The organism is Sphingomonas larreae, from assembly GCF_051400595.1.
Taxonomy (GTDB): domain Bacteria; phylum Pseudomonadota; class Alphaproteobacteria; order Sphingomonadales; family Sphingomonadaceae; genus Sphingomonas.
Window position 1 is genome coordinate 1,147,552 of sequence record NZ_JBLFFI010000001.1, and the last position, 25,257, is coordinate 1,172,808.

A 25,257-nucleotide genomic window follows, 5' to 3' on the forward strand; every position below is an offset into this window, starting at 1 on the left:
ATCACGGCGCGGCCGCGGGCGTTTCGCCGCGGTTACCCCGGAGAGGACCCGCCGATGACCGACTCACGCCAGCCCGACCCCGCCGCCGCGCCGCTCACCGAGCCCGAGCGCGACCGCACCGCCCCGGCGGACCCGAGCGTCGACCAGCTGCCCGCCGGCGAGCCCGAGGACAATCCCGACGATCTCACCGTGCAAAGCGGGGAGTGAGGCACGCATAGCCCAGTTCCGCGCGCCTTAAATCCACCCCGGCACGGGAAGGGTTGTGCAGCATGGTGGAGGGGGCTTCCGCGCACGAGCCGGCCCGTGAGCCGATAGCCCCCTCCACCACGGCCTCCGGGCACGTGCGGGCTTTGGCGCGCCCCCGCGCGTGCCGGGGAGGATTTGCCGGGCCGCTGACGGCGCTTGCTCGCCGAAACGCGAAACCCCCGCCAGCCATGCTGACGGGGGTCCCGCATCTTCGTCACGATCACTCCGGCGCCGGCCCCGCCATGTTCGGGGGCGAGGGACCGGCGACGGGCTTCGGCGATTAGCCGAGCAGCTTCATCACGCCCTGCTGCGACTGGTTGGCCTGGGCCAGCATCGCGGTCGAAGCCTGGTTGAGGATCTGCGACTTGGCGAGCGCGGTGGTCTCGGTCGAGAAGTCGGCGTCCTCGATGCGGCTGCGCGCGTCGCTCAGGTTGGTGACGTTGGCGGTGGCGTTGTTCACCGCCGACTCGAGGCGGTTCTGCGACGAACCCAGCGAGGCGCGCGCGCCCGAGACCTCGGCGATCGCCGAGTCATATTGCGCCAGCGTGGCGTTGTTGGCGGCGGTGGCATCGGCGAAGCTGAGATCGGTGACCGCCTTCAAGGAGCCACCCGCTGCACCGAAGTCGACCGACTTCAGCGTGACGGTGTCGGTGCTGTTCGCGCCGGTCTGGATCGAGAAGCCGGTCGCCGCGGCCGCGTCGAACAGCTTCTTGCCGTTGAACGAGGTGTTGGTGACGATCGAGCTGATCTGGTCCTTCAGCGCCGACTGCTCCGAGCGGATCGAGGCGACGTCGGAGGCGGCATAGGTGCCGTTGCTCGCCTGCACCGTCAGCTCGCGCATGCGCTGCAGCATGTTCGAGACTTCGCCCAGCGCGCCTTCCGCGGTCTGCGCCATCGAGATGCCGTCGTTCGAGTTGCGGATGCCCTGGCTCATGCCGCGAATCTGCGAGGTCATCGAGTTGCTGATCGCGAGACCGGCGGCGTCGTCCTTGGCCGAGTTGATGCGCTTGCCGGTCGACAGGCGCTCCATCGAGACCGATAGCGCCTTGTTCGCCATGTTCGAGGCGGCGGTGGCGCGCAGCGCCGAAGTGTTCGAGTTGATCACGGTCATGGGACAATCTCCATCTGCCCGGCCCGCTCGCCGCCCCCGAATACGCAGGTGGCCGTGCCGTCATTTACCCAAACGACCGATGCCGCGGGAGATTTAGCGTTTTCGCGCAGGCACGATGGAGGCTTTGTCATCGCCTGCGAAGGGCGGTCGCGCACCGTTTGCCAAGACCCGGCGCGATCCTGACCTTGTTTCGGGATCCACCGTGCAGCATCCCCGGCAATCGCGGCGCTTTCGGGACCGTAGATCCTGACACGAGTTCAGGATGACGGCAAAAAGGGGATGTCGGTACATCTTGATCATGCGACCGCGCACCGTTCTTGCAGCCCCACCGTCACGAACGAAAACCCCCGCCAGCATCGCTGACGGGGGCTCCGCTTCTCTTCAACTGTCACCCGGCGCCGGCCCCGCCTGGTTCGGGGGCGAGGGACCGGCGGCTGGCGGCGATTAGCCGAGCAGCTTCATCACGCCCTGCTGCGACTGGTTGGCCTGGGCCAGCATCGCGGTCGAAGCCTGGTTGAGGATCTGCGACTTGGCGAGCGCGGTGGTCTCGGTCGAGAAGTCGGCGTCCTCGATGCGGCTGCGCGCGTCGCTCAGGTTGGTGACGTTGGCGGTGGCGTTGTTCACCGCCGACTCGAGCCGGTTCTGCGCCGAACCCAGCGAGGCGCGCGCACCCGAGACCTCGGCGATCGCGTCGTCGTAGTTCGCCAGCGTCGCGCTGGTCGCGGCATCGGCGAAGGTCAGCGCGGTCACGTCCTTCAGCTTCGAGCTGCCGGTCGCGGAGAAGTCGACCGACTTCAGCGTGACGGTGTCGGTGCTGTTCGCGCCGGTCTGGATCGAGAAGCCGGTCGCCGCGGTGGCGTCAAACAGCTTCTTGCCGTTGAACGAGGTGTTGGTGACGATCGAGCTGATCTGGTCCTTGAGCGCCGACTGCTCCGAACGGATCGACGCGGTGTCGGTGGCCGAATAGGTGCCGTTGGCGGCCTGGACGGTCAGCTCGCGCATGCGCTGCAGCATGTTCGAGACTTCGCCCAGCGCGCCTTCCGCGGTCTGCGCCATCGAGATGCCGTCGTTCGAGTTGCGGATGCCCTGGCTCATGCCGCGAATCTGCGAGGTCATCGAGTTGCTGATCGCGAGACCGGCGGCGTCGTCCTTGGCCGAGTTGATGCGCTTGCCGGTCGACAGGCGCTCCATCGAGACCGACAGCGCCTTGTTCGCGCTGTTCGAGGCGGCGGTGGCGCGCAGCGCCGAGGTGTTCGAGTTGATCACGGTCATGGCAAAATCTCCGTCTGCTCGGCCCGTCCCGCCGCCCCCGAATGAGCAGGTGGCCGCGCCGTCACCGCCTCAAACGACCGTGCCCGCCGGAGCTTTAGCGAAAATCTTTGACCCGCACCGGCGACGCCCCGGCCCTGCCCCGATCCCCTCCCCTACGTACGCGCGCGCGTGGCGCGGACGCTCGCGCCCCCGGAAAAAACCTGCCGGTCACCGGCAATTATACTCCGCGTTAACCACTGGCGGCGCATTCAAGCCTTCGAGATTCGAAGGATATTTCCGATGCGTTCGATCATGCCGTCAGCCAGTGTGGAGCGCGAGCACCTGACGCTCGTGTCCTCGCTGCGCGCGCAGGGCTTCGCCATCCAGCCCGCCGCCACGCGGCCGCAGGCAGGCGTGAGCTACCTCGTCGCCGCGGGCGAGCCGGTTCCGGCGCCGGCGCGCACGCTGATCGTCGGCAGCGGCCAGCGCGAGGTGCTCCCCTTCCGCGACGGTCAGCCGGCGCGCATCGCCTACGGCCACGACGACGCGACCGTCGGCAACGCCTTCGCCCGCGCGCTGATCGGCGGCCCCGAGCTGCCGACCGCCGCCGACCCCGAGTCGCTCGCGCTGCTGGCGCTGGCCGAGCGCGTCGCCCAGGCCGACATCACCGTGCTGATCAACGGCCCGACCGGCACCGGCAAGGAAGTGCTGGCGCGCACCATCCACCTCCAGTCGGAGCGGCGCGACGGCCCGTTCATCGCGATCAACTGCGCCGCGCTGCCCGAAACGATGCTCGAGGCGATGCTGTTCGGCCACCAGAAGGGCAGCTTCACCGGCGCCTCCTCGGGCGGCGAGGGCTTCTTCCGCGCCGCCAACGGCGGCACGCTGCTGCTCGACGAGGTCGCCGAGATGCCGCTCAACCTCCAGGCCAAGCTGCTGCGCGTGCTGCAGGAGCGCGAGGTGGTGCCGATCGGCGCGACCATGCCGCAGCCGGTCGACGTCCGCGTCATCGCCTGCGCCAACCGCGACCTCCAGGAGGAGGTGGCGGCGGGCCGCTTCCGCGCCGACCTCTACTACCGCCTGTCGGTCTTCCCGCTCACCACCAAGGCGCTGGCCGAGCGCGCGCAGGACATTCCCGCGCTCGCCGCGACGATGATCCTGCGCCACGCCGGCAACCGTCCGGTGGTGCCGTGGCCGAGCGACGAGGCGATCGCCGCCTTGGTCGCGCACGACTGGCCCGGCAACGTCCGCGAGCTCGAGAACGTGATCCAGCGCGCTTTGCTGTTCTGCGGCGGCGACACGATCGAGGCGGCGCACATCGTGTTCGACCGCCCGAGCGCGCCGCGCCTCGCGCCCGTCGCGCCGCCGGTCGACGACGCCACGCTCGGCCAGGTGGTCCAGCTCTCCGAATTCGCCGCGATCCGCGAGACGCTGGCGGCGTGCGGCGGCAGCCGGATCGAGACCGCCAAGCGGCTCGGCATCTCCGAGCGGACGTTGCGCTACCGGCTCGCCAAGGCGCGCGAGCAGGGTGACGACCTCGCGTCCGGCACGCAGCGGGCGATCTCGGCATGAGCGCGGTGGGAGGCGTCGGCGGCATCGACCGCGTGATGGCGCTGCGCGCGCAAATCCTCGAGCGCAACGCCGCGCTGAGCCGCGCCGGCGCGGCCGCCCCGGCCGCCGCACCGCAGAGCGCGTCGGCCAATGCGACCAGCTTCGCCGACACGATGCAGTCGGCGCTCGCCAAGGTGAACGACGGCCAGCAGAAGGCCTCGGCACTGAGCGAGTCTTACGAGCGCGGCGAGACGGTCGACATCGCCAAGGTCATGCTGGCGCGCCAGGAGGCCTCGGTCGGCTTCGAGGCGACGCTGCAGGTCCGCAACAAGATCCTGTCCGCCTACAAGGACATCATGAGCATGCCGGTCTGATATGAGCAACGCTCTCACCCCCTCGCCGCAGAACGCCGCGCCGATCACGCTGGTGCCGGAGAAGTTCGCCAATCCGCTGCGCCAGATCCAGGGCGTGTTCGCGCAGCCCGCGGTGCGCCGCGCCGGCCCGATGGCGCTGATGGTCGGTCTCGTCGGCGCCGCCGGCCTCGCCTGGTCGGCGCTGTCGACCCCGCCGCAGAAGGTGCTGTTCTCGGGCCTGCCCGATTCGGACAAGGCCGCGGTGACCAGCGCGCTGACGGCCGCCAACATCACCAGCCACGTCGACCCGTCGTCGGACGCGCTGACCGTTGACGAGGAGGATTTCAGCAAGGCGCGGATGCTGCTCGCCGGCCAGGGCCTGCCCAAGGCGGCGCCGGGCGGCTATGCCATCCTCGATCAGCTGCCGATGGGGGTCAGCCGCGCGGTCGAGGGCGAGCGGCTGCGCCAGGCGCGCGAGACCGAGCTGGCGCGCTCGATCCAGGAGATCGACGCGGTGGCCGAGGCGCGCGTCCATCTCGCCATGCCCGAGGCGAGCGTGTTCGTGCGCGACAATGCCGCGCCGTCGGCCTCGGTGGTGCTCAAGCTGCAGGGCGGTCGCTCGCTGAGCGACGCGCAGGTGCGCTCGATCGTCAACCTGGTCGCCTCGTCGGTGCCGGGGATGAAGCCCGACGCGGTCACCGTGGTCGACCAGCTCGGCGGCCTGCTCACCAAGTCGGGCGACGGCGCCGACGCCGCCAACGACAAGCGCATCGAGTTCCAGCGCCGCGTCGAGGACAAGTATCGCCAGCAGCTGATCCAGCTGCTGACGCCGCTGGTCGGCGCGGGCAATTTCACCGCCGAGGTGCAGGCCGACGTCAACCTCGACGAGACCAGCGCCACGCGCGAGACCTATGACAAGGACGGCCGCCTGCGCGCCGAGACCGGCAACTGGACCGGCAACATGGCAACCGGCCAGGCGCCCGCGGGCATCCCCGGCGCGCTGAGCAACACGCCGCCGCCCGCCTCGCAGCTGTCGACGCCGCAGCCCGCCACCGGCGCGCCCGGCACGCCGCAGGCCCAGCCCGTCGCGGGCGGCCCCGCGCCCGATCCGGCCAAGCAGACCGACTCGTTCCAGCGCGCTTATGATCTCAACAAGGAGGTCTCGGTCACCCGCGCGGCGCCGGGCAACATCAAGCGGCTGTCGGTCGCGGTGCTGCTGCGCGATCCCGAAAAGGGCAAACGCACGGCGATGGAGATCAACCAGATCAACGATCTGGTGAAGAGCGCGGTCGGCTTCGACCAGAGCCGCAACGACAATGTCACGGTGATCAGCCGCAAGTTCGCCGACGCCACCGACGCGGACGACGCGCCGAAATGGTACGACAATGCCTGGCTGCCGGTCTTGGCGCGCAACGTCACGGCGGTGATCATCGCGTTGCTGGTGCTGTTGCTCGGCGTGCGCCCGATCGCCAAGGCACTGATGAAGAAGCGCGAGGACGCCAGCCCCGAGAAGCTCGCCGCGGCTGAGGCCGCCGCGCAGGCGAACGCGCCGCTGCTCGGTGAGGACGGCCAGCCGCTCCTCGGTGCCGACGGCGAGGGCATCGCGGTGGCGCCGCCGGTCAGCCTCGACCAGATCGAGACCAGCCGCAGCTACGAGGAGCGGATCGGCGCGGTGCGCGGCTTCACCCGCGACAATCCCGCGCGCGCCGCACTGGCCGTGCGCGACATGATCACCGCGGACGCGGCGCAGTGAGCGCGGCCGCCGCCCCGCGCACCTTCACCGGCGTCGAGCGCGCCGCGGTGCTGATGATGCTCGTAGGCGAGGAGGAAGCCGCCGCGATCCTGCAGAAGCTCGATCCCGAGGAAGTCCGCAAGCTCGGCAGCGCGATGTTCGCGGTGGCCGATGTCAGCGAGCAGGAGGTGGAGCTGGTGCTCGACGATTTCGTCGGGCGCGCGCGCGAGCGCACCGGCATCACCTTCAATCCCGGTCCGAAGGTCGAGGCGGTGATGACCCGCGCGCTCGGCCGCGAGAAGGCCGAGAGCGTGCTGGCGCAGATCACCCCGGCCGAAGCGGTGTGCGAGATCGACCTGCTCGACTGGCTCGACGCCGGCGAGATCGCGGCCATGCTCGACAAGGAGCATCCGCAGATCGCCGCCGTGCTGATCGCCAACCTCGACCCCGCGGTCGGCGGCCAGGTGCTCGAACTGCTGCCCGAGGCGGTCCAGCCCGACATCCTCCACCGCATCGCCAAGCTCGGTCCGATCACCCCGGAGGCGGTCGAGACGCTGCGCACGCTGATCGCCTCGCGCAACGGCGGCGGTGGCAGCGGCGGCGGTCCGGTCGGCGGGCTTCAGCTCGGCGGCGCGCGTGAGGCGGCCAAGATCCTGCAGGGCGCGCGCAAGGCGACGGAGCAGCGCGTCATGCCCAAGCTGCTCAAGATGGACCGCGACATCGCGCGCCAGATCGAGGAGGCAATGTTCGTGTTCGACAACCTGCTCGAGCTCGACGACAAGTCGCTGGGCACGCTGATCCGCAACGTCGACGGCGACACGCTGACGCGCGCGCTCAAGGGCGTGGACGAGGCGGCACGTAACCGCATCCTCGGCTGCATGTCGGCGCGCGCCGCGGACGGTATCCGCGACGACATGGAGGCGCGCGGCCCGATGAAGCTGAGCGAGGTGCTCGAGGCGCAGAAGGTGATCATCCAGATCGCGCGCAACCTCGCCAAGGACGGTACGATCAACATGGGGGCAGGTGACGACGATTATGTCTGAGGCGACGTTCGTCATCGGGCTGCCGGCACGTGCCGACGCAGCCGCCACCACGCGCGCGCGCGCGCAGTCCGAATCCACCGGCGGCTTCACCCCTGCCGACCTGATCGCGCGGATCGAGCAGGCGTTCGGCGCGCGCCCGCCGGAGACGGCCGCCGCCGCGGAGCAGCCGCGCCATTTCGCGCCGGCCGATCCGGCGAGCGACCCGACCGCGGGCTGGGACATGCTCGACCCCGAGGCGCAGCCGCTGCCCTGCCTCGAGCAGGTCGAGGCCGCGCGCGCGGAGGGCTATGAGGAGGGCTTCGCCGCCGCCACCCACGCCGCGCAGGCCGAGGCGGCGCGTGATCGCGCGTTGCTCGACGGCGTCGGAGCGCAGCTGCATGGCGGTGGCGCGATCGACCGCGCCGCGCTGGCCGAGACGCTGCGCCGCACCGTGCTGACGCTCGTCACCGCGGTGGTGGGCGAGACCGGCGTCTCGGGGCCGCTGCTCGCCGCGCGGGTCGAGGCCGCGGTCGACCTGCTCGCCGACGCGAGCGAGTCGGCGATGCTGCGGGTCAATCCGGAGGATGTCGCGCTGCTCGCCGGCCTGCTGCCCGACACGATCTTCCCGGTCGGCGACGCCGCGGTGGCGCGCGGCAGCTTCGTCATGGAGGCGGCTTCGACGATCGTCGAGGACGGCCCCGAATTGTGGATGGAGCAGCTGACGGCGGCGATCGAGCGCGCGGCGGTGCCCGCGTGCTGAACCGCTTCGCCGACGATTATCTCGCCACGCTCGCCGAGGCCGCGCCGCGCTTCGCCGCCAAGGTCTCGGGGCGGCTGTCGTCCTATGACGGGCTGCTGATGGAAGCGGTGGGGCTGTCGCTGCCGGTAGGCACCGTCTGCCGCATCGGCACCAGCGGGACCGCACAGGTCGAGGCCGAGGTGATCGGCTTCCGCAACGGCCGCACGCTGATGATGAACCTCGGCGGCCCGGCGGCGCTGCTGCCCAACGCGCCGGTACGCCCCCTCGGCGCGCCGGGCGAGGCCGAGGTCGGCGCGGCGCTGCTCGGGCGCGTCGTCGACGGCTCGGGTGCGCCGATCGACGGGCTCGGCCCGATCCGCGGCGCGGGGCGCTGGCCGCTCGCGGGGCACATGCAGTCGCCGCTCGACCGCGGCCGCGTGCTCGCCCCGCTCGACGTCGGCGTGCGCGCGATCAACGGGCTGCTCACCGTCGGCCAGGGCCAGCGCGTCGGCATCATGGCGGGCTCGGGCGTCGGCAAGTCGGTGCTGCTCGGCATGATGGTGCGTGCCGCCGAGGCCGACGTGATCGTGATCGGGCTGATCGGCGAGCGCTCGCGCGAAGTCGCCGACTTTCTCGAGACCAAGGTGGCGGGCGAAGCGCGTCGGCGCGCGGTGGTCGTCGCGGTGCCCGCCAACCACTCGCCGGTGCTGCGCATCCGCGGCGCGCTGCGCGCCACCGCGATCGCCGAGGCCTTCCGCGCGGAGGGCAAGAAGGTGCTGCTGATCATCGACTCGCTCACCCGCGTCGCGCACGCCGGGCGCGAGATCGGGCTGGCATTGGGCGAGCCCGCCTCGGCGCGCGGCTATCCGCCCTCCGCGATCGCGATGCTGCCCAATCTGCTGGAGCGCGCCGGCTCGGACGTGAACACCGGCGGCTCGATCACCGGCATCTATACCGTGCTGGCCGACGGCGACGACGGCAACGACCCCGTGGTCGACTCGGCGCGCTCGATCCTTGACGGCCATATCGTGCTGAGCCGCGCGATGGCCGAGCGCGCGGTCTATCCCGCAATCGACGTCTCCAAGTCGATCAGCCGTGTAATGAACGACATCGTGCCCACCGAGCACCAGCAGGCCGCGCGCGCGCTGCGCCGCCATCTCGCCACCTATGAGGAGAATCGCGACCTGGTGCTGATGGGCGCCTATCGCTCGGGCAGCGACGCCGCGATCGACAATGCGATCGCCTACCACCCCGCGATCACCGAGTTCATCCGCCAGGAGACGTCGCAGGTGGTGCCGCTGGCGGATGCCGCGGCCGAGCTGGTCGGCGTGTTCGGCGATGGCTGACGCCGCGCGGCTCAAGCGGCTGCACCGCGTGCGCACGCTCCAGCTCGGGCTGGCGCGCGCGGACGAGGCGCGCGCGCAGGCGCAGCTGACGAGCGAGACCCAGCTGGCGCACCGCATCGGCCAGCTGGTCGACGCGGTGGCGCCGGTGCCGACCGCGGCGACCGGCGCGGTCAACCTCGCCGCGGCGGCGCATTTCCGCGAGCGGCTGCAACGCTCCGCCGAGGCGGCGGTGAACCGCGTGCGCATGGCCGAGCAGCACGCCGAGCGCAGCGGCGAGGCCACCCGATCGGCCAGGCGCGACCAGAATGCGGTGGAGAAACTGATCGACCGCCAGCGCGCCGAGGACGTGCGCGCCGAGATGAAGGCGCTGGAGGACGCGCCGGCGCCGGTGCCGCGGCGGTAGGGGGAGTGTAGCGCTTCCTGTTCCCCGGCGCAGGCCGGGGTCCAGATGGGGCGGTGTCTGTGGGAAGCACGCTGGCTCGCCCAACTCGCCCCTCCTCCACCTGCGGACCCCGACCAATCACCCACGCTCGTCGAGCGTCAGTCGCCGCTCACCTCGCCCAGGTCGTCCTTCAGCCCCGCCCTCACCCGTCGGCGCCGAGCGTCCCTGATCAGATCGCTGATCTCGTCGAGCAGCACGATCCCATCTTCGGCTTGCCCCGTCTTCATATCGGGATCGGCTTCGAACAGCGCCTTGGCCCGCGCGGACATGTCGATCGCCTTGGCGTAGCTATCCTCGCTAAGCTTTTCTCGCACGAGCTCTAGGCCATTGTTCAACTCATAGAAGTCCGCCTCGAGGAATGTTTCCGGAAAATAGCCGGTTTTCTTTTTGAACTTTCTTGGAACATGCAGCACCATCGCCCCGAGTTGGTCGTATATCTCTCCCAACGTTTTTGGTATATATGGACCTGGTATAGTGATGGAACTACGGTAAAAATATTCCTCTTCTGCGATGTCGCTCATTCTGTAGCTTCACTCTGGGAGGCATCACCTTCCTGCGTTGGCCTGACAATCGCGACTGCAAATGGCAAACCCCTGTGGCGCAAGACCTTTCAACCTGCCGGTCGCACGTGCCGTCCATTGGCACCTTGCCAGCCGCCCGCCACAGCAGACCGTCAGTCGCCGGTCACCTCGCCCTCATCGTCCTTGAGGCCGCTCTCGTAGCGGTGGCGCCGCACCGCGTTGATCAGCTGATCGATCTCGTCGAGCAGCCGATTGCCTTCCCTCGTCTTCTCGCTGGTAATATCCGTTGCCTGTAGAAACAACGCCTTCGCGCGGCCTGACAGCTCGATTGCCTTGGCGTAGACATCCTCCCCGAGCTTGTCGCGCATAAGGTCTAGGCCACTGTTGAGTTTAAAGAAACTTGATTCCAGGCTTAAATCAGGAAAATACCCTGTCCTATCTTTGAAGTGAGGAGATTTCAGCATCATCGAGCCAAGCTGGTCTTCAATTTCGCTCAGTGCTTGGGGTATGTATGGACGCGGGTTTGTATATGAGCTTCTATAAACAAAGTTATTTTCTTCATCCTGACTCATTTTCTAGGCCTCCTTATGATGTAGCTACCTCCCTCCTGCCGCGGACGTATGATCACGACCGCGGAAGGCCTTGACCTTCCCTCAAAAAATTCTTTCACTTGATCACCGCCCATCGTCTTCTCCGCAATAGACACATCAAAGAAGACATTTCCGATGCGAAGGTCGGGTAGGCGATACCCTGAACCGTCATGTAGATATTCTCTCCTGTTGACGGCAATCTCACGATCGGCGGATGTAATAACGCCTGCGAGGTGGAATTTATCTCTCAAGCCGTTGCGCACTTCCCGATCGATGAAATTTCCTAAGGCCTCTCGTTTGTGGAGGCGGATCTGCAGAGCTGAGGCTGCCAGTCGCGCGGTGCCATCATCGTGAGCCTCATCAGCGATCTGCTGCATTGTTCGGACAGCCTCGACCCGCAACGGCCCAAGATCACCTTTGACACGCATCATAACAACGGCCCGGTTGAAGCGAAGGTCATCGATGAGGCGTCGCTGACCCGCCTCGGTGGACGGGAACTGGAACGATTGGTAAACGAAGTTCGGATCCAGCGCCTTGATGTCCGCGAGAATCTTGTCCGCCTGTGCGCGCATAAGGGCGGTACGGATCTCTGCGCCAGGGCCTGTTATGTTCAGGAAGCCGTCCAGCGGCGCCAGCAAGGCACCGGCCGGCGTGTCACGCAGGATCGGCAGCTCATCCAGCGTCATCGGATCCTCGAAGGCGCGGATGTTGCCGCCGCGCGTCTCGGGCGGCTCCGGCGCGCCGATCGGGATCAGCTTCGGCCCCGGCTCGCCCGGCCGGTAGACGCCGTTCGAGCGGACGACACCGCCGCCCTCTCCTACACCACCGTCCTCACCTCCTCGCTCCGGCGGCTCGTCGCGCGGCGTCGCCTCGCCGCCCGGACCGGAGGTGAAGCGACCGTCGCGCGGGTCGTGCCAGGGGTTGAACTTCAGCTCGACGCCGTCGTCGCGGCGCGTCGGGATCCGCCCCGTCCGGATCCAGATCGAGAATAAGCGCCGTCGTTCGGCGCGGCTCACCCCCGCCGGTATCCATGCCCGCTCCATGTTCATCGTGTCGCCCCGCTCTGCTGACGCGGCGAGAACATCTGAGCAACATTCTCCAACAAGGCAATCGACGATGAGGCGCGATCGCCGGGATGGGTCAGCGTGAGGAAGGGGACGGCGCTAGCCTATGCGACCGGTGTGTCGAGGGGCGGCTGCCCCCACACTGTCGCCCCGGCGGAGGCCGGGGCCAGTTGGGTAGGCCGTCGTGGGACGTACCAACGTGCCCCAACGGGGCCCCGGCGTACGCCGGGGTGACGGTCAGTGTTGGGCGACGGGGAGCATTCTCACCGTCGAGATCACCACCCGCCTCCGCTCCGCTCCCTACGCCTCCTGCGGGTGGTGCGGCGTGAGGATCAGCGTGCGCCCCTCGACCCGCCACGAGCTCAGCCGCGACAGGAAGTTCATCCCCACCACGTCGACGTCGCCGAAGGCGGGCGACACCACCACCGCGAGGTCGCGCGCCACCACGTTGCCGAAGCGCAGCTCCGTCAGCGCCCCCGTGTCGGCGCGGATCGTGCCGTTGGCGGTCTTGAGCAGCAGCGGGAAGGTCGCCGGCTTCACCTCCACCCCCGCCGCCGCCGCGGTGGCCGGCGACAGCGCGGTGATCGTCGCGCCGCTGTCGACGAGCAGCCGCCGCTCCACTGTCTTCCCCGGCGGCCCGAGCTTCGCGCGCACGTAGAAATGACCGTCGGGGCTCATCGTCACGCGCGTCTCGCTGCCCGAGACCTGCTGGCTCTCCACGTCCAGCGCGGCGGCGACGCGACCGAGCCAGGGGTCGAAGCGCTCGCGCTCCACCAGCAGCGTGTAGAGCAGCACCGCCAGCCCGCCCCACACCGCCAGGCTCACCAAGGTGCGCAGCAGCGGCACGCGCCGCGCCACGATCGCGGCCACCAGCAAGGCGCCGAGCAGCAGGTAGAAATGCGGGTTGGCCGAGACGTCGACGGGCATGCAGAGGATATAGGGACGCCACCGCCGCGGATAAGGCCGCGCTGGCGCGGCGCCGCGCGCGCGGCTATATACGCGCGATCATGCGCACGGCCCCGCTCACTACTAGCATCCCGGCGCGGCCAACGGCCGGCGCGCGCGTCACCCGCTGACGCGCCACGCGGCCCGCGCCACGCCGGGCAGGCTCCCTCTTTTCGTCGCTCTACGCGCGCCTTAGGGCGTGCCTCACGGTTCTCGCAGGAAGATACTCCATGGACATGCTCTCGATCACGCTGCCCGACGGTTCGGTCCGCGAGGTGGAGCCGGGCACCACGCCCGCGGCGATCGCCGCCGCGATCGGTCCCGGGCTGGCCAAGGCCGCGATCGCGGCGCGCGTCGACGGCGAGCTGCGCGACCTCTCGCGCCCGCTGACGCAGGATTCGACGCTGGCGCTGGTGACGCAGCGCGACGAGGCCGAGGCGCTCGAGCTGGCGCGGCACGATCTCGCGCACGTGCTCGCCGAGGCGGTGCAGCACCTCTTCCCGGGCACGCAGATCACCTTCGGTCCTGCCACCGACGACGGCTTCTACTACGATTTCGCGCCCAAGGACCGGCCGTTTACCGACGAGGACCTGCCCGCGATCGAGGAGGAGATGCGCCGCATCATCGCGCGCAACGAGCCGTTCACGCGCGAGGTGTGGACGCGCGAGCAGCTGATCGAGACGTGGCAGCGGCAGGGCGAGACCTTCAAGGCCGAATGGGCCGCCGAGCTGCCCGATCACGAGGAGCTGACGATCTATCGCCAGGGCGAGTGGCTCGACATGTGCCGCGGCCCGCACATGCCGACGACGGGTCGGCTCGATCCGCAGGCGTTCAAGCTGACGCGCGTGTCGGGTGCGTATTGGCGCGGCGACCAGAAGAACGCGATGCTGAGCCGCATCTACGGCACCGGCTGGCTCAACAAGAAGCAGCTCGACGCGCACCTCCACATGCTGGAGGAGGCGGCCAAGCGCGACCATCGCCGCATCGGCCAGGACATGGACCTGTTCCACCTCCAGGCCGAGGCGCAGGGCTCGGTGTTCTGGCATCCCAAGGGTTTCGTGCTGTGGCGCCAGCTCGAAGCCTATATGCGCCGCCGCCTCGACGCCGCCGACTATGCCGAGGTGAAGACGCCGCAGCTGATGGACGCACGCCAGTGGGAGCAGTCGGGCCACTGGGGCAAGTATCGCGAGAACATGTTCGTCGTCCCCGACGAGATCCCCAACACCGAGGACGAGGGCGCGATCTTCACCGGCGAGGGCGAGCTGATGGCGCTCAAGCCGATGAACTGCCCGGCGCACGTGCTGATCTTCAAGCAGGGCATCAAGAGCTACCGCGACCTGCCGATCCGCATGGCCGAGTTCGGCTGCTGCCACCGCAACGAGCCGCACGGCGCGCTCCACGGCATCATGCGCGTGCGCCAGTTCACCCAGGACGACGCGCACATCTTCGTGCGCGAGGACCAATTGGTCGAGGAGGTGCGCAAGTTCTGCGACTTGCTCGACAGCGTCTACCGCGACCTCGGCTTCGAGGATTATGCGGTGAAGCTGGCGCTGCGCCCCGACAAGCGCTTCGGCGACGACGCGATGTGGGACACGTCCGAGCAGGAGCTGCGGGACGCGGTGCACGCCTCGGGGCTGTCGGAGGCGATCAAGGCGAAGTTCGAGGAGCTGCCCGGCGAGGGCGCCTTCTACGCGCCCAAGCTGGAGTTCCACCTCACCGACGCGATCGGGCGGACGTGGCAGGTCGGCACGATCCAGTCGGACCGCGTGCTGCCCGAGCGGCTCGACGCCAGCTACGTCGGCGAGGACGGCCAGCGCCACCGCCCGGTGATGCTCCACCGCGCCATTCTCGGCACGTTCGAGCGTTTCATCGGCATCCTGATCGAGCACCACGCCGGGCGTTTCCCTTTGTGGCTGGCGCCGGTGCAGGCGGTGGTGGCGACGATCGTCTCCGACGCGGACGGTTACGCGGCCGAGGTGGCGGCGGCGCTGCGCGCGGCCGGCATCCGCGTGGAGACCGACACGCGCAACGAGAAGATCAACTACAAGGTGCGCGAGCATTCGGTGGCGAAGGTGCCGGTGCTGCTGGTGGTCGGCAAGCGCGAGGCGGAGGAGCGCAAGGTCGCGCTGCGCCGGCTCGGCAGCCAGGCGCAGGAGGCGTTGACGCTCGACGAAGCGGTGGCGATGCTGCGCGGCGAGGCGACGCCGCCCGATCTGCGCTGAGGCGGTGTTTCCGCGCGCGCGGGAACCCAGCGCAACAGGGCAGAAGGCGTGCGGCCCTGGCCTCCTGCACGCCTTGCCCGCAACGGCGCAGCGCCCCGCGCCGATCGCACCGACGCCGCGCGCCGATCCGGTCATGGCGCCCGATTTCTCCCCCACACGCGAGAGCATTGGGCGCGAGCGCGGCGCCGGCCGATCGTCGCGCCACGACATCCTCGGCGCCGCGGCTGACGTGGACGTCAACGCGCGCACCGCCAGACGCTACGCCAGCGGGGAGGGCAGGCTGTCCGACTCGGAGCGAGCCGAGATCGACAATTATCACCGCGCCGCCCGCAGCGTCCTCGACGCGCCAGCGCGGCAGCAGCCTCCGCCATGACGCGCCGCCTCTTCTAAAAGCGCGCATTCTCCCTTATATTGGTGGCGACACAGCCAACGGAGATTTACCTATACCTCCCCCCATGATGCGCCGGCCGATGCAGGCGCCGCCGATGAACGGGCCCCGCTTTAACGAGTGGATCCAAAGCCCCAAGGTCCGCGTGATCGACCACGAGGGCGAGAACCTCGGCGTGATGTACACGCGTGAGGCGATGGAGCAGGCACGCGAGGTCGGGCTCGACCTGGTCGAGGTGTCGCCCAATGCCGATCCGCCCGTCGCCAAGTTCCTCGATGTCGGCAAGTTCAAGTACGAGGCGCAGAAAAAGGCGAACCTCGCGCGCAAGTCGCAGAAGACGCAGGAGATCAAGGAGATCAAAATGCGTCCGAACATCGACGACCACGATTACGACACCAAGATGAAGAAGGTCGTCGAGTTCATCGAGGAAGGCGACAAGGTCAAGGTGACGATGCGCTTCCGCGGCCGCGAGCTGAGCCACGGCCAGCTCGGCATGAACGTGCTCCAGCGCGTCGCCGAGCAGGTTGCCGAGGTCGCCAAGGTCGAGGCCTATCCGCGCATGGAAGGCCGCCAGATGCTGATGGTGCTCGCGCCCAAGTGAGCCGAGCGGACCGCGGCGACGTGCCGCGGTCCGCCAGCCTGCCTCAGCGTCGCCGGTGCGGCGCCAGCTCCACACTCGACATTGAAAGTCACCGTCGCGGGCACGAAACCGCTAGACGGCCCCTCGGCGTGCGCTAAGCTCCCCCAATACCGAACCTTCGAAAAGAAGGTCGGCGTGAGAGGACCTTGGGAGAGGGACCGCCATATGCGACTGAGCATCACACTCTTGTCGTCGGCCGCGATGATCGTCGCGGCGCCCGCGCTGGCACAGCAGGCCAGCCCGGTGACCAGCAATGCCGCGGTGGACGGGCAGCGCGACACCACCGCCGATCAGGCCGGCGACACGCGCGAACTCACCGGCAATGACATCGTCGTCACCGCCACCCGGCGCGCGGAGCGGCTCGCGGACGTACCGATCTCGATCAACGCGGTGAGCCAGGAAGCGCTGCAGAATTCGGGCGCGACCGATATCCGCCAGATGGCGCAGCTGGCCCCGTCGCTCAACATCTCGTCGACCGGCTCCGAGGCCAACGCCTCCGCGCGCGTCCGCGGGGTCGGCACGGTCGGCGACAATCCCGGGCTCGAGAGCTCGGTCGCGGTGTTCATCGACGGCGTTTATCGCAGCCGCACCGGGTCGGGGCTCAATGACCTCGGCGAGGTCGATCGCATCGAGGTGCTGCGCGGGCCACAGGGCACGCTGTCGGGGCGCAACTCGTCGGCGGGCGCCATCAACGTCTACACCAAGGCGCCGTCGTTCGACTTTGGCGGCTATGCCGAGGGCACCTACGGCAATTACGACTATTACCGCGCCGCTGGGGCGCTCACCGGCCCGATCATCAAGGACCTGCTCGCCTTCCGCGTCGACGGCGTGTGGCAGAAGCGTGACGGCTTCTACAAGGATGTCGCCAACGACACCGATTATAACGATCGCGACCGCTATCTCGTCCGCGGACAATTGCTGTTCGAGCCGTCGTCGACCTTTTCCCTGCGACTGATCGGCGATTATACGCGGCGCAACGAGAAGTGCTGCGGCGCGGTCTATGTCGACACGCGCGAGAAGACCGACCCGACGCCGAACACGCCCGGCGACTATGCGATCGAGCCGAACGGCAACCGCATCGTCGCGCTGATGAATTCGGTCGCGGCGCTGCGCGGCTATCCCGCGGGCACCGTCTTCCCGAGCGGGGGCGACCCGTACAGCCGCCGCATCGCCAACACGCCCGGCCGTGCCTATGCCAATGTCACCAAGGATTACGGCGGCTCGGGCCAGATCGACTGGAACCTCGGGGGCGCCTCGCTCACCTCGATCACCGCCTATCGTGAATATAAGTCGGACGGCGCGAGCGACATCGACTATAACGTGCTCGACATCGGCTACCGCCCGAACGACGGAAACAACTATCGACAGTTCCGCACCTTCACCCAGGAGCTCCGGCTCAACGGCGAAGCGTTGGGCGACCGGCTCAACTGGCTGATCGGCGGCTTCTACAGCAAGGAAGATCTGCAGGTCGTCGACAATCTCAAGTTCGGCCGCGACTATGGCGCCTTCGCCGCATGCCGCATCGTCGCGACGATCAACCCCAACCCGGCGCTGCGCAACCCCGCCAACCCAGGCTGCCTCAGCGCCGCCGGCACCGCCATCCTCTCGGGCCAGGTGCCGGGAACGACGCCGGCGTTCGGCGCGGCGACGCCGCTGCTGCTCGCCAACATCCGCCTGCTCGGCACGCTCAACGAGCTCGGCACCACGCGCGATGTCTACAATCAGCATAGCGAGAGCTTCGCCGCCTTCACGCACAACATCCTCAGGCTGACCGATACGCTGTCGCTCACCGCCGGTCTGCGCTGGACGCACGAGCGCAAGAGGTTCGACGCCAACTTCGGCAACAACAACACCGTCTGCCCGCAAATCCAGACGCTGCTGGGCGCCGGTCCCGCCGGCAATCTCTTCAACAACGCGCAGCTCGCCGCGCTGACCCGCGGCATCGCCACGCTGGCCTGCACCGGCAACAGTTCCGCTGCGCTCGACGGCAAGCAGATCGCGGACAAGCTCAGCGAGAGCCAGTTCACCGGCACCGCGGTGCTCAGCTGGAAGCCGAGCGACCGGGTGATGACCTATGCGAGCTACTCGCGCGGCTACAAGGCAGGCGGCTACAATCTCGACCGATCGGACCTCGGCGAGGCCTATAATCGACTGACCATCGCCAATATCGACGCCGGCCGGCTGCGCTTCGACCCCGAGACGGTCAACGCCTATGAGATCGGCTTCAAATATTCGAGCCGCCCGTTCACCTTCAACGCCGCGCTGTTCCGTTCTGAGTTCAAGAACTTCCAGCTCAATACCTTCAACGGCACCAACTATGTGGTCGAGAATATCGGCTCCTGCTCGGAGAGCCTGAACGGCGGTGATCGCGACAGCAATCCCGCCACCGGGGCGTGCAGCGGCGACGTGAAATATGGCGTGCGCAGCCAGGGCGTCGAGCTCGAGGCCGGCATCTATCCGACGGAGTCTCTCGCGATCAACATGGGCTACACGCTCGCCGACACCAAATACCGTCGCAACCTGGTCGGCTCCGACGCGGGCGCGCCGCTCGATCCGGCGCTGTTCCTCCTCGCGGGCTCGCAGATGTCGAACGCGCCGCGCAACGTGATCACCACCTCGCTGAGCTGGACCCCGCCGATCGGCGGCAACGGGATGAGCGCGCTGTTCTACGTCGATCAGCGGACATCGTCCGACTATAACACCGGCTCCGATCTGTTCGAGGAAAAGGTCCAGGACGGGTTCACATTGGTCAACGCGCGGGTCGGACTGCGCGGGCGCGACGCTCGCTGGGCCGTCGAGGTCTGGGCGCAGAATCTGCTCGACACCGATTATCAGCAGGTGGCGTTCAACTCGCCATTTCAGGGTTCGTCCAGCCTCGCGCAGGTGCGGAGCTTCGGCGGCGTCGGCAATCAATTGTTCTCGTCGTTCCTCGCCGAGCCGCGCACCTACGGCGTGACGCTGCGCACACGCTTCTAAGTCGGTCCGCGCCGCCGCGGCAACAGCGGCGGCGCCAACACCTTTGGTCGCTCGACTCACTCACCTCACGGCATTCTTATGGCGCCGTTAACCAAATCTTGACCAAACTGAGCTATCGCACAATGGTCATTACTGACGAATCGGTTCGGTCTGACGGCGGCTTGCAGTAGATTGTATGTGCAAGTTGCCCGAGCGCCCTTGGGGGGTGAGACGATGAACGTGGACGTCCTCGGCCTGTCACTGGCCGAGCAGCTCGAACAGATCCTCTGGACCGCGCGCAGCGCGGGTAGCACGCTGATCATCTCGCGCGGACACTCGCCCGATGCGATCGGATGGATGATGCAAGAAGGGCTGGTACGGGAACGTCTGGGTCATCTGGTGCTGACCCCCAAGGGCACTGCACGCCGCCGGGAGTGCGCGCCCTATTGATCCCGTCGCGCGCGCTGACGAGAGCGACAGCGCTGACCATCCTTGACCGTTGCCCCCGAGCCTTGGCCTCTCTTCCACCGCAACCGGCTCCTGCGTCCGCAGGAGCACGGCGGTGGTTCAAACGAAGTGATGTAGACGGAGGCGCGAGGAACCGACCTAGAGCGCGTCAAAGTCGATCACACCGTGTCGATCGAGCCGCTGCTCGGCCGCCGGCAGCGGGTATTTCAGCCCGGTGGCGCAGTTGAACAGCACCACCTCCTCGTCCTCGTCGACCTCGCCATCACGCACCGCCTGGTGATAGGCCGCCAGCGTCGCACCGCCCTCGGGGCAGAGCAGCAGACCGTCCTGCCGCGCGCAGGCGTCGACCGCGGCGAGGATCGCGGGATCGCCGACCGCCAGCGCCTTGCCGCCGCTCTCGCGCACCGCGCGGAGGATAAGGAAGTCGCCGACGGCGCGCGGCACGCGGATGCCCGCGGCGACGGTGTGCGCATCCTCCCAGCGCTCGGCATGTTCCTCGCCCGCCTCGAAGGCGCGGACGATCGGTGCGCAACCGGAGGCCTGCACCGCATACATGCGCGGCCGCTCGCTGCCGATCCAGCCGAGCCGCTCGAGCTCGTCGAACGCCTTCCACATGCCGATCAACCCGGTGCCGCCCCCGGTCGGATAGAAGATCGCCTTGGGCAAGCGCCAACCGAGCTGCGCCGCGAGTTCCAGCCCCATCGTCTTCTTGCCCTCGATCCGATAGGGCTCCTTGAGCGTGGAGAAATCGAACCAGCGCCCCTCGGCCGCGCCCTTGCCGACGATCGCGCCGCAGTCGTCGATCAGCCCATTGACCCGCCACACGCGCGCGCCCTGCGCCGCAATCTCGCGCACGTTCACCTCGGGCGTGTCCTCGGGGCAGAAGACGATCGTCTCGATCCCCACGCGCGTGGCATAGGCCGCCAGCGCGGCGCCGGCGTTGCCGTTGGTCGGCATCGCGATCCGCGTGACGCCGAGCTCCTTCGCCATCGCCACCGCCATCACGAGGCCGCGCGCCTTGAAGCTGCCGGTCGGCAGGCGGCCCTCGTCCTTGACCCAGACGTTGGCGCCGCCGCTCCGCGCGACCGGGATCAGCGGCGTCTCGATCTCGCCGAGGCTGACGACATTGGCGGTGTGCCGCACCGGCAGCAGCTCGCGCCAGCGCCACAGGTCCGTCGCGCGCGCCGCCAGCGTGTCACGCGGCAGCGCGGCGCGGACCGCATCGAGGTCGTAGCGTACCAGCAGCGGCCGACCGGCGCGCGAGAGGTTGTGGAGCTGGTCCGCCGCGTAGCGCTCGCCGGTCAGCGAACACTCCAGATGGGTCACGAAGGTGGCGCGCTCGGCGGTGAGATTGTCGTTCATGCCAATAGCCTTAGCGGGTGGTGCGGCGGCGTCCACCGGGGCGGCGTCGCGGACCGTTGAGGGAACGCTGCGCTTCCTGCGCGGATGTGGCGAGGGGAGCTCAGCTCTCCCCAATCCTGCGGTCATCCCGGACTTGGTCCGGTGTCCACCGTGCCGCACTTCCCGCCCTCGTCGCTCTCGCGGAGGGCTGGATCCCGGACCAAGTCCGGGATGACGGCGGAGGAGCTTGGTCGCGTCCTTCTCGCGAGCCTGCCGTCAGCTCAGAGGCGCACGGGGTCGACACCCCGCCACGAACGCGCCGTCACGATCACCCGCCCGCGCCCTCACCTCACTCCGGCTTCTTCGCCACCCCGACCAGCGCGGGACGCAACAGCCGGTCCTTGATCATCCAGCCCGACTGCATCTCCTGCACCACCGTGCCCGGCTCGGCGTCGCTCGGCATCTCGACCATCGCCTGGTGGCGGTTGGGGTCGAGCGGCTGGCCCATCGCCTCGATCTTCGTCAGCCCGTGGCGCGCGAACACATTGGTCAGCTCGCGCCCGGTCGCCTCCAGCCCGGTGACGAGGCCCTTGAACTTGTCGTCGCCGCGCAGCTCGGCCGGGATCGCGGCCAGCGCGCGCTCGAGATTGTCGTTCACCGACAGCACGTCGCGCGCGAAATTGGTGGCGGCATAGGCGCGCGCGTCGGCGGCATCCTTTTCGGCACGGCGGCGCACGTTCTGGATGTCGGCCTGCGCGTACAACGTCTCCTGGCGCGCGGCGGCGAGCTGGTCCTCCAGCTCGGCGATACGCTGTGCCTGCGCGTCATGCTCGGCCACCTCGGGCGCGGCCTCGGCGGTGGTTTCGCGCAGATCCTCGGCGGAAGTCGGTTGATCGCTCATTCTGTCCCTGTCTTGTCAAACGTCGTCGATGGCGTCGGTCGCTCACCCGAGCAGGCGGGCGAGCGTCGCCGCGGTGAAATCCACCATGGGCACGACCCGCGCATAGTTCAACCGCGTCGGGCCGATCACCCCGACCACGCCGACCACGCGCCCGTCATGCCCGCGAAACGGCTTGGCGATCACCGAGGATCCCGACAGAGCGAACAGCTTGTTCTCCGCGCCGATGAAGATGCGCGTGGCGTCGCCCGCGCGCGCCGAGTCGAGCAGGGCGGCGATTTCCTGCTTGCCCTCGAGATCGTCGAGCAGGCCGCGGACGCGCTCCAGGTCCGCCGTCGCGGCATCGTCGAGCAATCGCCCCTGCCCGCGCACGATCAGCACCGGGCGGCGCGCGCCATCCTCGCTCCACACCGCCAGCCCGCGCTCCACCAGCGCGCGCGCTGCGGCGTCGAGCGCGCTGCGCCCGTCGGCCAGTTCGCGCTCGAGCCGCTGGCGCGCCTCGGCGAGCGTCAACCCGCCCAGCGTCGCGGTCATGTAATTGCCCGCCTCGACCAGCGCGGACGGGTCGACCCCCGCGGGCAGGTCGATCACGCGGTTTTCCACCGCGCCGTCCTCGCCGACCAGCACTGCCAGCGCCTGCGCGGGCCCGAGCGGAACAAAGCCGATCGAGCGCAGCACCGCCTCGTGCTTGGGCACCATCACCAGCCCCGCGCAGGCGGACAGGCCGGACAGCGCCGCGGTGGTGGCGGCGAGCGCCTCCTCCACCGGACCGGCGGCGGCGGCGCGGGCCTCGATCTGCGCGCGCTCCTCGATCGAGGGTTCGCGCGCCTGCATCATGCCATCGACGAACAGCCGCAGTCCGCGTTCCGTTGGCATCCGGCCGGCCGAGGTATGGGGCGCCGCGAGCAAACCGGCCGCCTCGAGCTGCGCCAGCACGTTGCGGATCGACGCGGGCGAGAGATTGAGCCCTGCCTGCGCCAGCGCCTTGGAGCCGACCGGCTGGCCGCTGTGGAGATAGCCGTCGACGACGCGGCGAAAGATGTCGCGCGCACGGTCGGTCAGCTCGGCGATCGGGGGCGAGGGCGTCACGGGCACAATGTAGGCGGCGGCGGGGGCGGGCTCAACCGGGGGCGGGGTGGCCAGCGGCCGCGCGGCGAATGTTGAGAATGTTGAGACGCTGGCGGGTTTGGACGCGAATGTTGAGTCGAGCGTGTGGGTGATGCGAATGTTGAGCCGGAAGTGCGGTCGGGGCGAGGTAAATCAGGACGCAGCGGCGACCTGCGCAATCTAGCAGGGCGTGTGTGGCGTAGGACAGCGCTGCCCCGCCCCGATCTAGTCGAACAACCCGTCCTGGCTGCCCGCGGGCGGGTTCAAGCCGAGGTGCTTCCAGCCGCCGGCGTTGAGCACGCGCCCGCGCGCGGTGCGCGCCACCAGCCCGAGCTGGATCAGATAGGGCTCGATCACCTCCTCGATCGTGTCGCGCGGCTCGCTGAGCCCGGCGGCGAGCGTCTCCACCCCGACCGGGCCGCCGCGGTACACGTCGGCGATCATCGTGAGATAGCGCCGGTCCATTGCGTCGAGCCCGAGCGTGTCGACCTCCAGCCGGTTGAGCGCGCGATCGGCCACCCCGGCATCCACCGTCGTCGCGCCGGCGACATTGGCAAAATCGCGCACGCGGCGCAGCAGCCGCCCCGCGATCCGCGGCGTGCCGCGCGCGCGCCGCGCGATCTCGGCGGCGCCGTCGGGCGCGATGCCGAGCTCGAGCAGCCCCGCCGCCCGCGACACGACGCGGGTGAGCTCCTCCACCGTATAGAATTGCAGCCGCACCGGGATCCCGAACCGGTCGCGCAGCGGCGTGGTGAGCAGGCCCTGCCGCGTCGTCGCGCCCACCAGGGTGAAGCGCGGCAGATCGATCCGCACCGAGCGTGCCGACGGCCCCTCGCCGATCATCAGATCGAGCGCGCGATCCTCCATCGCCGGATACAGCACCTCCTCCACCGCGGGCTGGAGCCGGTGAATTTCGTCGATGAACAGCACGTCGCCGTCCTCGAGATTGGTCAGCAGCGCAGCGAGATCGCCCGACTTGGCGATCACCGGGCCGGAGGTGGCGCGGAAGCCCACCCCCATCTCGCGCGCGATGATCTGCGCCAGCGTGGTCTTGCCGAGCCCCGGCGGGCCGAAGAACAGGACATGGTCGAGCGCGTCGCCGCGCGCGCGTGCGGCGTCGATGAAGACGCGCAGGTTCTCGCGCGCGGCGCGCTGGCCGACGAAATCGTCGAGCGTCTTGGGGCGCAGCGCGGCGTCGACATCCTCGACGCGGCGCGTGGGCGAGATCAGGCGGTCGGCGTCGGTCACGCTTCGTTCCGTAGCGTGCGGCGCGGCGCGGGCAAAGCCCCGGCGGCGGGGAGGGACGGTGCGCCGCGCCGCGCCGCGCCGCGCCAAAGTCTGGTGCGCCCCGTCTGAACCGTCCGCGTGCTCCGGCGAACGCCAGAGCCCAAGGCCATCAACGACGATGTTGCTGGACAGATCAGTCGCTGGCTTACCTCGTTGGGTCGGGCCGCCCTCGCCCGTCGTCAGCTTCGACCCGGTCCAACGCCATCGCCCCGTCCACCTCGGCGATCGCCGTGGCGGTCACGTGGCTCCGGCCGGGGTGAGAAGGCCACCGCCATCTCACCCGCACGGATCGGCTCGTCAGCCGAACAGCTCGGCGAGGAAGTCGCGCATCGACGCCCAGCTGCGCCGGTCGGCGCGCGCCTCATAGGCGACGCCGGGGACGGTCGAGCCGCGGCGGCTCTCGTCGGTGAAGGCGTGGCCGGCATTGCCATAAGCGTGGATCTGCCAGTCAGCGCCCGCCTCGGACAGCTCCTGCGCCAGCGCGGTGACCGCCTCGGGCGGGCCGAGCGGATCGTCCCAGCCGTGACACACGAGCACCTTCGCCGCGAGCGGTGCCGCGCCGGCATAATCGGGGCGGTCGTACACGCCGTGGAAGCTCACCACTCCGAGCACGTCGAGCCCGGCGCGCGCCATGTCGAGCACGCATTTGCCGCCGAAGCAGAAGCCGATCGCGGCGGTGCGCGCGGCGTCCACCTCGGGCTGCGCCACCAGTGCGGCGAGGCTGGCGGCGAGCCGGTCGCGCAGCAGTGCGCGGTCGGCGTTGAGCGCGTCCATGTAGCGCGCGATCTCGGGACCCGGCTCGGCGCGCTTCCCCTGGCCGAACACGTCGCAGGCGAAGGCCGCATAGCCGAGCGCGGCGAGCGCCTCGGCCTTCTGGTTGTCCGCCTCCTTCTGGCCGAGGATGTTGGGCACCACGAGCACGCCGGGACGCGGGCCGGTCGCCGAGTCGTCCCAGGCGAACACGCCCTCGAAGCGGCCGCCGGGGCCGTCGTGCAGGAGGGGACGGCGGGTGATCGTCATCGCTCAGGTCTCCGGGCC

At 69.1% G+C, this 25,257-nt stretch carries 24 protein-coding genes; 13 read left to right on the forward strand and 11 right to left on the reverse strand.

The genetic code is table 11. The features are described from left to right. The first annotated feature begins 54 nt into the window (after positions 1 to 54). Entirely contained in the window at positions 55 to 207 is a 153-nt protein-coding gene (locus ACMGDM_RS05105; protein WP_436803019.1) for a hypothetical protein, read from the forward strand. A 319-nt stretch (positions 208 to 526) separates the two neighbouring features. Here ACMGDM_RS05105 and ACMGDM_RS05110 read toward each other — a convergent pair whose 3' ends face one another. Both ACMGDM_RS05110 and ACMGDM_RS05115 read right to left on the reverse strand, forming a co-directional pair. Then, positions 527 to 1,357, reverse strand: a complete 831-nt coding sequence (locus ACMGDM_RS05110; RefSeq protein ID WP_436803020.1) for a flagellin N-terminal helical domain-containing protein — start codon at positions 1,355 to 1,357, stop codon at positions 527 to 529. Between the two features lie 444 nt (positions 1,358 to 1,801). Then, positions 1,802 to 2,629 (reverse strand): flagellin N-terminal helical domain-containing protein, encoded by an 828-nt coding sequence (locus tag ACMGDM_RS05115; protein WP_436803021.1) that lies wholly within the window; start codon positions 2,627 to 2,629, stop codon positions 1,802 to 1,804. Positions 2,630 to 2,908: 279 nt separating this feature from the next. Between ACMGDM_RS05115 and ACMGDM_RS05120 the strand changes: the two genes are divergently transcribed. The 7 genes from ACMGDM_RS05120 to ACMGDM_RS05150 are packed head-to-tail and all read left to right on the forward strand — an operon-like array spanning position 2,909 to position 9,754. Further along, complete coding sequence (locus ACMGDM_RS05120) at positions 2,909 to 4,180, forward strand: sigma-54 interaction domain-containing protein (RefSeq protein ID WP_436803022.1); 1,272 nt, start codon at positions 2,909 to 2,911, stop codon at positions 4,178 to 4,180. Then, the gene (gene fliE, locus ACMGDM_RS05125; RefSeq protein WP_436803023.1) at positions 4,177 to 4,533 is read left to right on the forward strand and encodes a flagellar hook-basal body complex protein FliE; all 357 of its coding nucleotides are present in this window, start codon (positions 4,177 to 4,179) and stop codon (positions 4,531 to 4,533) included. The genes ACMGDM_RS05120 and fliE overlap by 4 nt, the downstream gene beginning before the upstream one ends. A 1-nt stretch (position 4,534) precedes the next feature. After that, positions 4,535 to 6,265 (forward strand): flagellar basal-body MS-ring/collar protein FliF, encoded by a 1,731-nt coding sequence (gene fliF, locus ACMGDM_RS05130; RefSeq protein ID WP_436803024.1) that lies wholly within the window; start codon positions 4,535 to 4,537, stop codon positions 6,263 to 6,265. Further along, a complete protein-coding gene (gene fliG / locus ACMGDM_RS05135) occupies positions 6,262 to 7,287 on the forward strand; it encodes a flagellar motor switch protein FliG (protein WP_436803025.1) in 1,026 nt (341 codons plus the stop codon). Before fliF ends, fliG begins: the two co-directional genes overlap by 4 nt. Next, positions 7,280 to 8,026 (forward strand): FliH/SctL family protein, encoded by a 747-nt coding sequence (locus ACMGDM_RS05140; RefSeq protein ID WP_436803026.1) that lies wholly within the window; start codon positions 7,280 to 7,282, stop codon positions 8,024 to 8,026. Before fliG ends, ACMGDM_RS05140 begins: the two co-directional genes overlap by 8 nt. Then, complete coding sequence (locus tag ACMGDM_RS05145) at positions 8,020 to 9,351, forward strand: FliI/YscN family ATPase (RefSeq protein ID WP_436803027.1); 1,332 nt, start codon at positions 8,020 to 8,022, stop codon at positions 9,349 to 9,351. The genes ACMGDM_RS05140 and ACMGDM_RS05145 overlap by 7 nt, the downstream gene beginning before the upstream one ends. After that, positions 9,344 to 9,754, forward strand: coding sequence for a hypothetical protein (locus ACMGDM_RS05150; protein WP_436803028.1), 411 nt, complete (start codon positions 9,344 to 9,346; stop codon positions 9,752 to 9,754). The genes ACMGDM_RS05145 and ACMGDM_RS05150 overlap by 8 nt, the downstream gene beginning before the upstream one ends. A 137-nt stretch (positions 9,755 to 9,891) precedes the next feature. Here ACMGDM_RS05150 and ACMGDM_RS05155 read toward each other — a convergent pair whose 3' ends face one another. The 4 genes from ACMGDM_RS05155 to ACMGDM_RS05170 form a co-directional block, all read right to left on the reverse strand. Then, positions 9,892 to 10,314 carry a hypothetical protein gene (locus ACMGDM_RS05155; protein WP_436803029.1) on the reverse strand — a complete coding sequence of 141 codons (423 nt, stop codon included), beginning with the start codon at positions 10,312 to 10,314 and terminating at the stop codon, positions 9,892 to 9,894. A 152-nt stretch (positions 10,315 to 10,466) separates the two neighbouring features. Next, entirely contained in the window at positions 10,467 to 10,886 is a 420-nt protein-coding gene (locus ACMGDM_RS05160; RefSeq protein WP_436803030.1) for a hypothetical protein, read from the reverse strand. Continuing rightward, complete coding sequence (locus tag ACMGDM_RS05165) at positions 10,883 to 11,953, reverse strand: hypothetical protein (protein WP_436803031.1); 1,071 nt, start codon at positions 11,951 to 11,953, stop codon at positions 10,883 to 10,885. The genes ACMGDM_RS05160 and ACMGDM_RS05165 overlap by 4 nt, the downstream gene beginning before the upstream one ends. A gap of 315 nt (positions 11,954 to 12,268) precedes the next feature. Further along, positions 12,269 to 12,895 carry a retropepsin-like aspartic protease family protein gene (locus tag ACMGDM_RS05170; RefSeq protein WP_436803032.1) on the reverse strand — a complete coding sequence of 209 codons (627 nt, stop codon included), beginning with the start codon at positions 12,893 to 12,895 and terminating at the stop codon, positions 12,269 to 12,271. Positions 12,896 to 13,149: 254 nt separating this feature from the next. Here ACMGDM_RS05170 and thrS point away from each other — a divergent pair, with 254 nt between their 5' ends. From thrS to ACMGDM_RS05195, 5 genes are all read left to right on the forward strand, one after another. Then, positions 13,150 to 15,135, forward strand: coding sequence for a threonine--tRNA ligase (gene thrS / locus ACMGDM_RS05175; protein WP_436803630.1), 1,986 nt, complete (start codon positions 13,150 to 13,152; stop codon positions 15,133 to 15,135). Positions 15,136 to 15,208: 73 nt separating this feature from the next. Further along, complete coding sequence (locus ACMGDM_RS05180; protein ID WP_436803033.1) at positions 15,209 to 15,508, forward strand: hypothetical protein; 300 nt, start codon at positions 15,209 to 15,211, stop codon at positions 15,506 to 15,508. Between the two features lie 82 nt (positions 15,509 to 15,590). Further along, the gene (infC, locus tag ACMGDM_RS05185) at positions 15,591 to 16,124 is read left to right on the forward strand and encodes a translation initiation factor IF-3 (protein WP_132910175.1); all 534 of its coding nucleotides are present in this window, start codon (positions 15,591 to 15,593) and stop codon (positions 16,122 to 16,124) included. Positions 16,125 to 16,328: 204 nt separating this feature from the next. Next, positions 16,329 to 19,139 carry a TonB-dependent receptor gene (locus ACMGDM_RS05190; protein WP_436803034.1) on the forward strand — a complete coding sequence of 937 codons (2,811 nt, stop codon included), beginning with the start codon at positions 16,329 to 16,331 and terminating at the stop codon, positions 19,137 to 19,139. Positions 19,140 to 19,352: 213 nt separating this feature from the next. Continuing rightward, the gene (locus tag ACMGDM_RS05195; protein ID WP_436803035.1) at positions 19,353 to 19,568 is read left to right on the forward strand and encodes a hypothetical protein; all 216 of its coding nucleotides are present in this window, start codon (positions 19,353 to 19,355) and stop codon (positions 19,566 to 19,568) included. 156 nt (positions 19,569 to 19,724) lie between these two features. Here the strand turns inward: ACMGDM_RS05195 and ACMGDM_RS05200 are convergent, their stop codons facing one another. The 5 genes from ACMGDM_RS05200 to ACMGDM_RS05220 all read right to left on the reverse strand — a co-directional run bounded on the left by ACMGDM_RS05200 (position 19,725) and on the right by ACMGDM_RS05220 (position 25,239). Further along, the gene (locus tag ACMGDM_RS05200) at positions 19,725 to 20,948 is read right to left on the reverse strand and encodes a threonine synthase (protein WP_436803036.1); all 1,224 of its coding nucleotides are present in this window, start codon (positions 20,946 to 20,948) and stop codon (positions 19,725 to 19,727) included. A gap of 328 nt (positions 20,949 to 21,276) precedes the next feature. Further along, positions 21,277 to 21,828 carry a nucleotide exchange factor GrpE gene (gene grpE / locus ACMGDM_RS05205; protein WP_436803037.1) on the reverse strand — a complete coding sequence of 184 codons (552 nt, stop codon included), beginning with the start codon at positions 21,826 to 21,828 and terminating at the stop codon, positions 21,277 to 21,279. A gap of 42 nt (positions 21,829 to 21,870) precedes the next feature. After that, entirely contained in the window at positions 21,871 to 22,914 is a 1,044-nt protein-coding gene (gene hrcA, locus ACMGDM_RS05210; RefSeq protein ID WP_436803038.1) for a heat-inducible transcriptional repressor HrcA, read from the reverse strand. A 243-nt stretch (positions 22,915 to 23,157) separates the two neighbouring features. Next, complete coding sequence (ruvB, locus tag ACMGDM_RS05215; RefSeq protein WP_436803039.1) at positions 23,158 to 24,180, reverse strand: Holliday junction branch migration DNA helicase RuvB; 1,023 nt, start codon at positions 24,178 to 24,180, stop codon at positions 23,158 to 23,160. Positions 24,181 to 24,516: 336 nt separating this feature from the next. Beyond that, positions 24,517 to 25,239, reverse strand: a complete 723-nt coding sequence (locus ACMGDM_RS05220; protein WP_436803040.1) for a dienelactone hydrolase family protein — start codon at positions 25,237 to 25,239, stop codon at positions 24,517 to 24,519. Positions 25,240 to 25,257 lie beyond the last annotated feature (18 nt).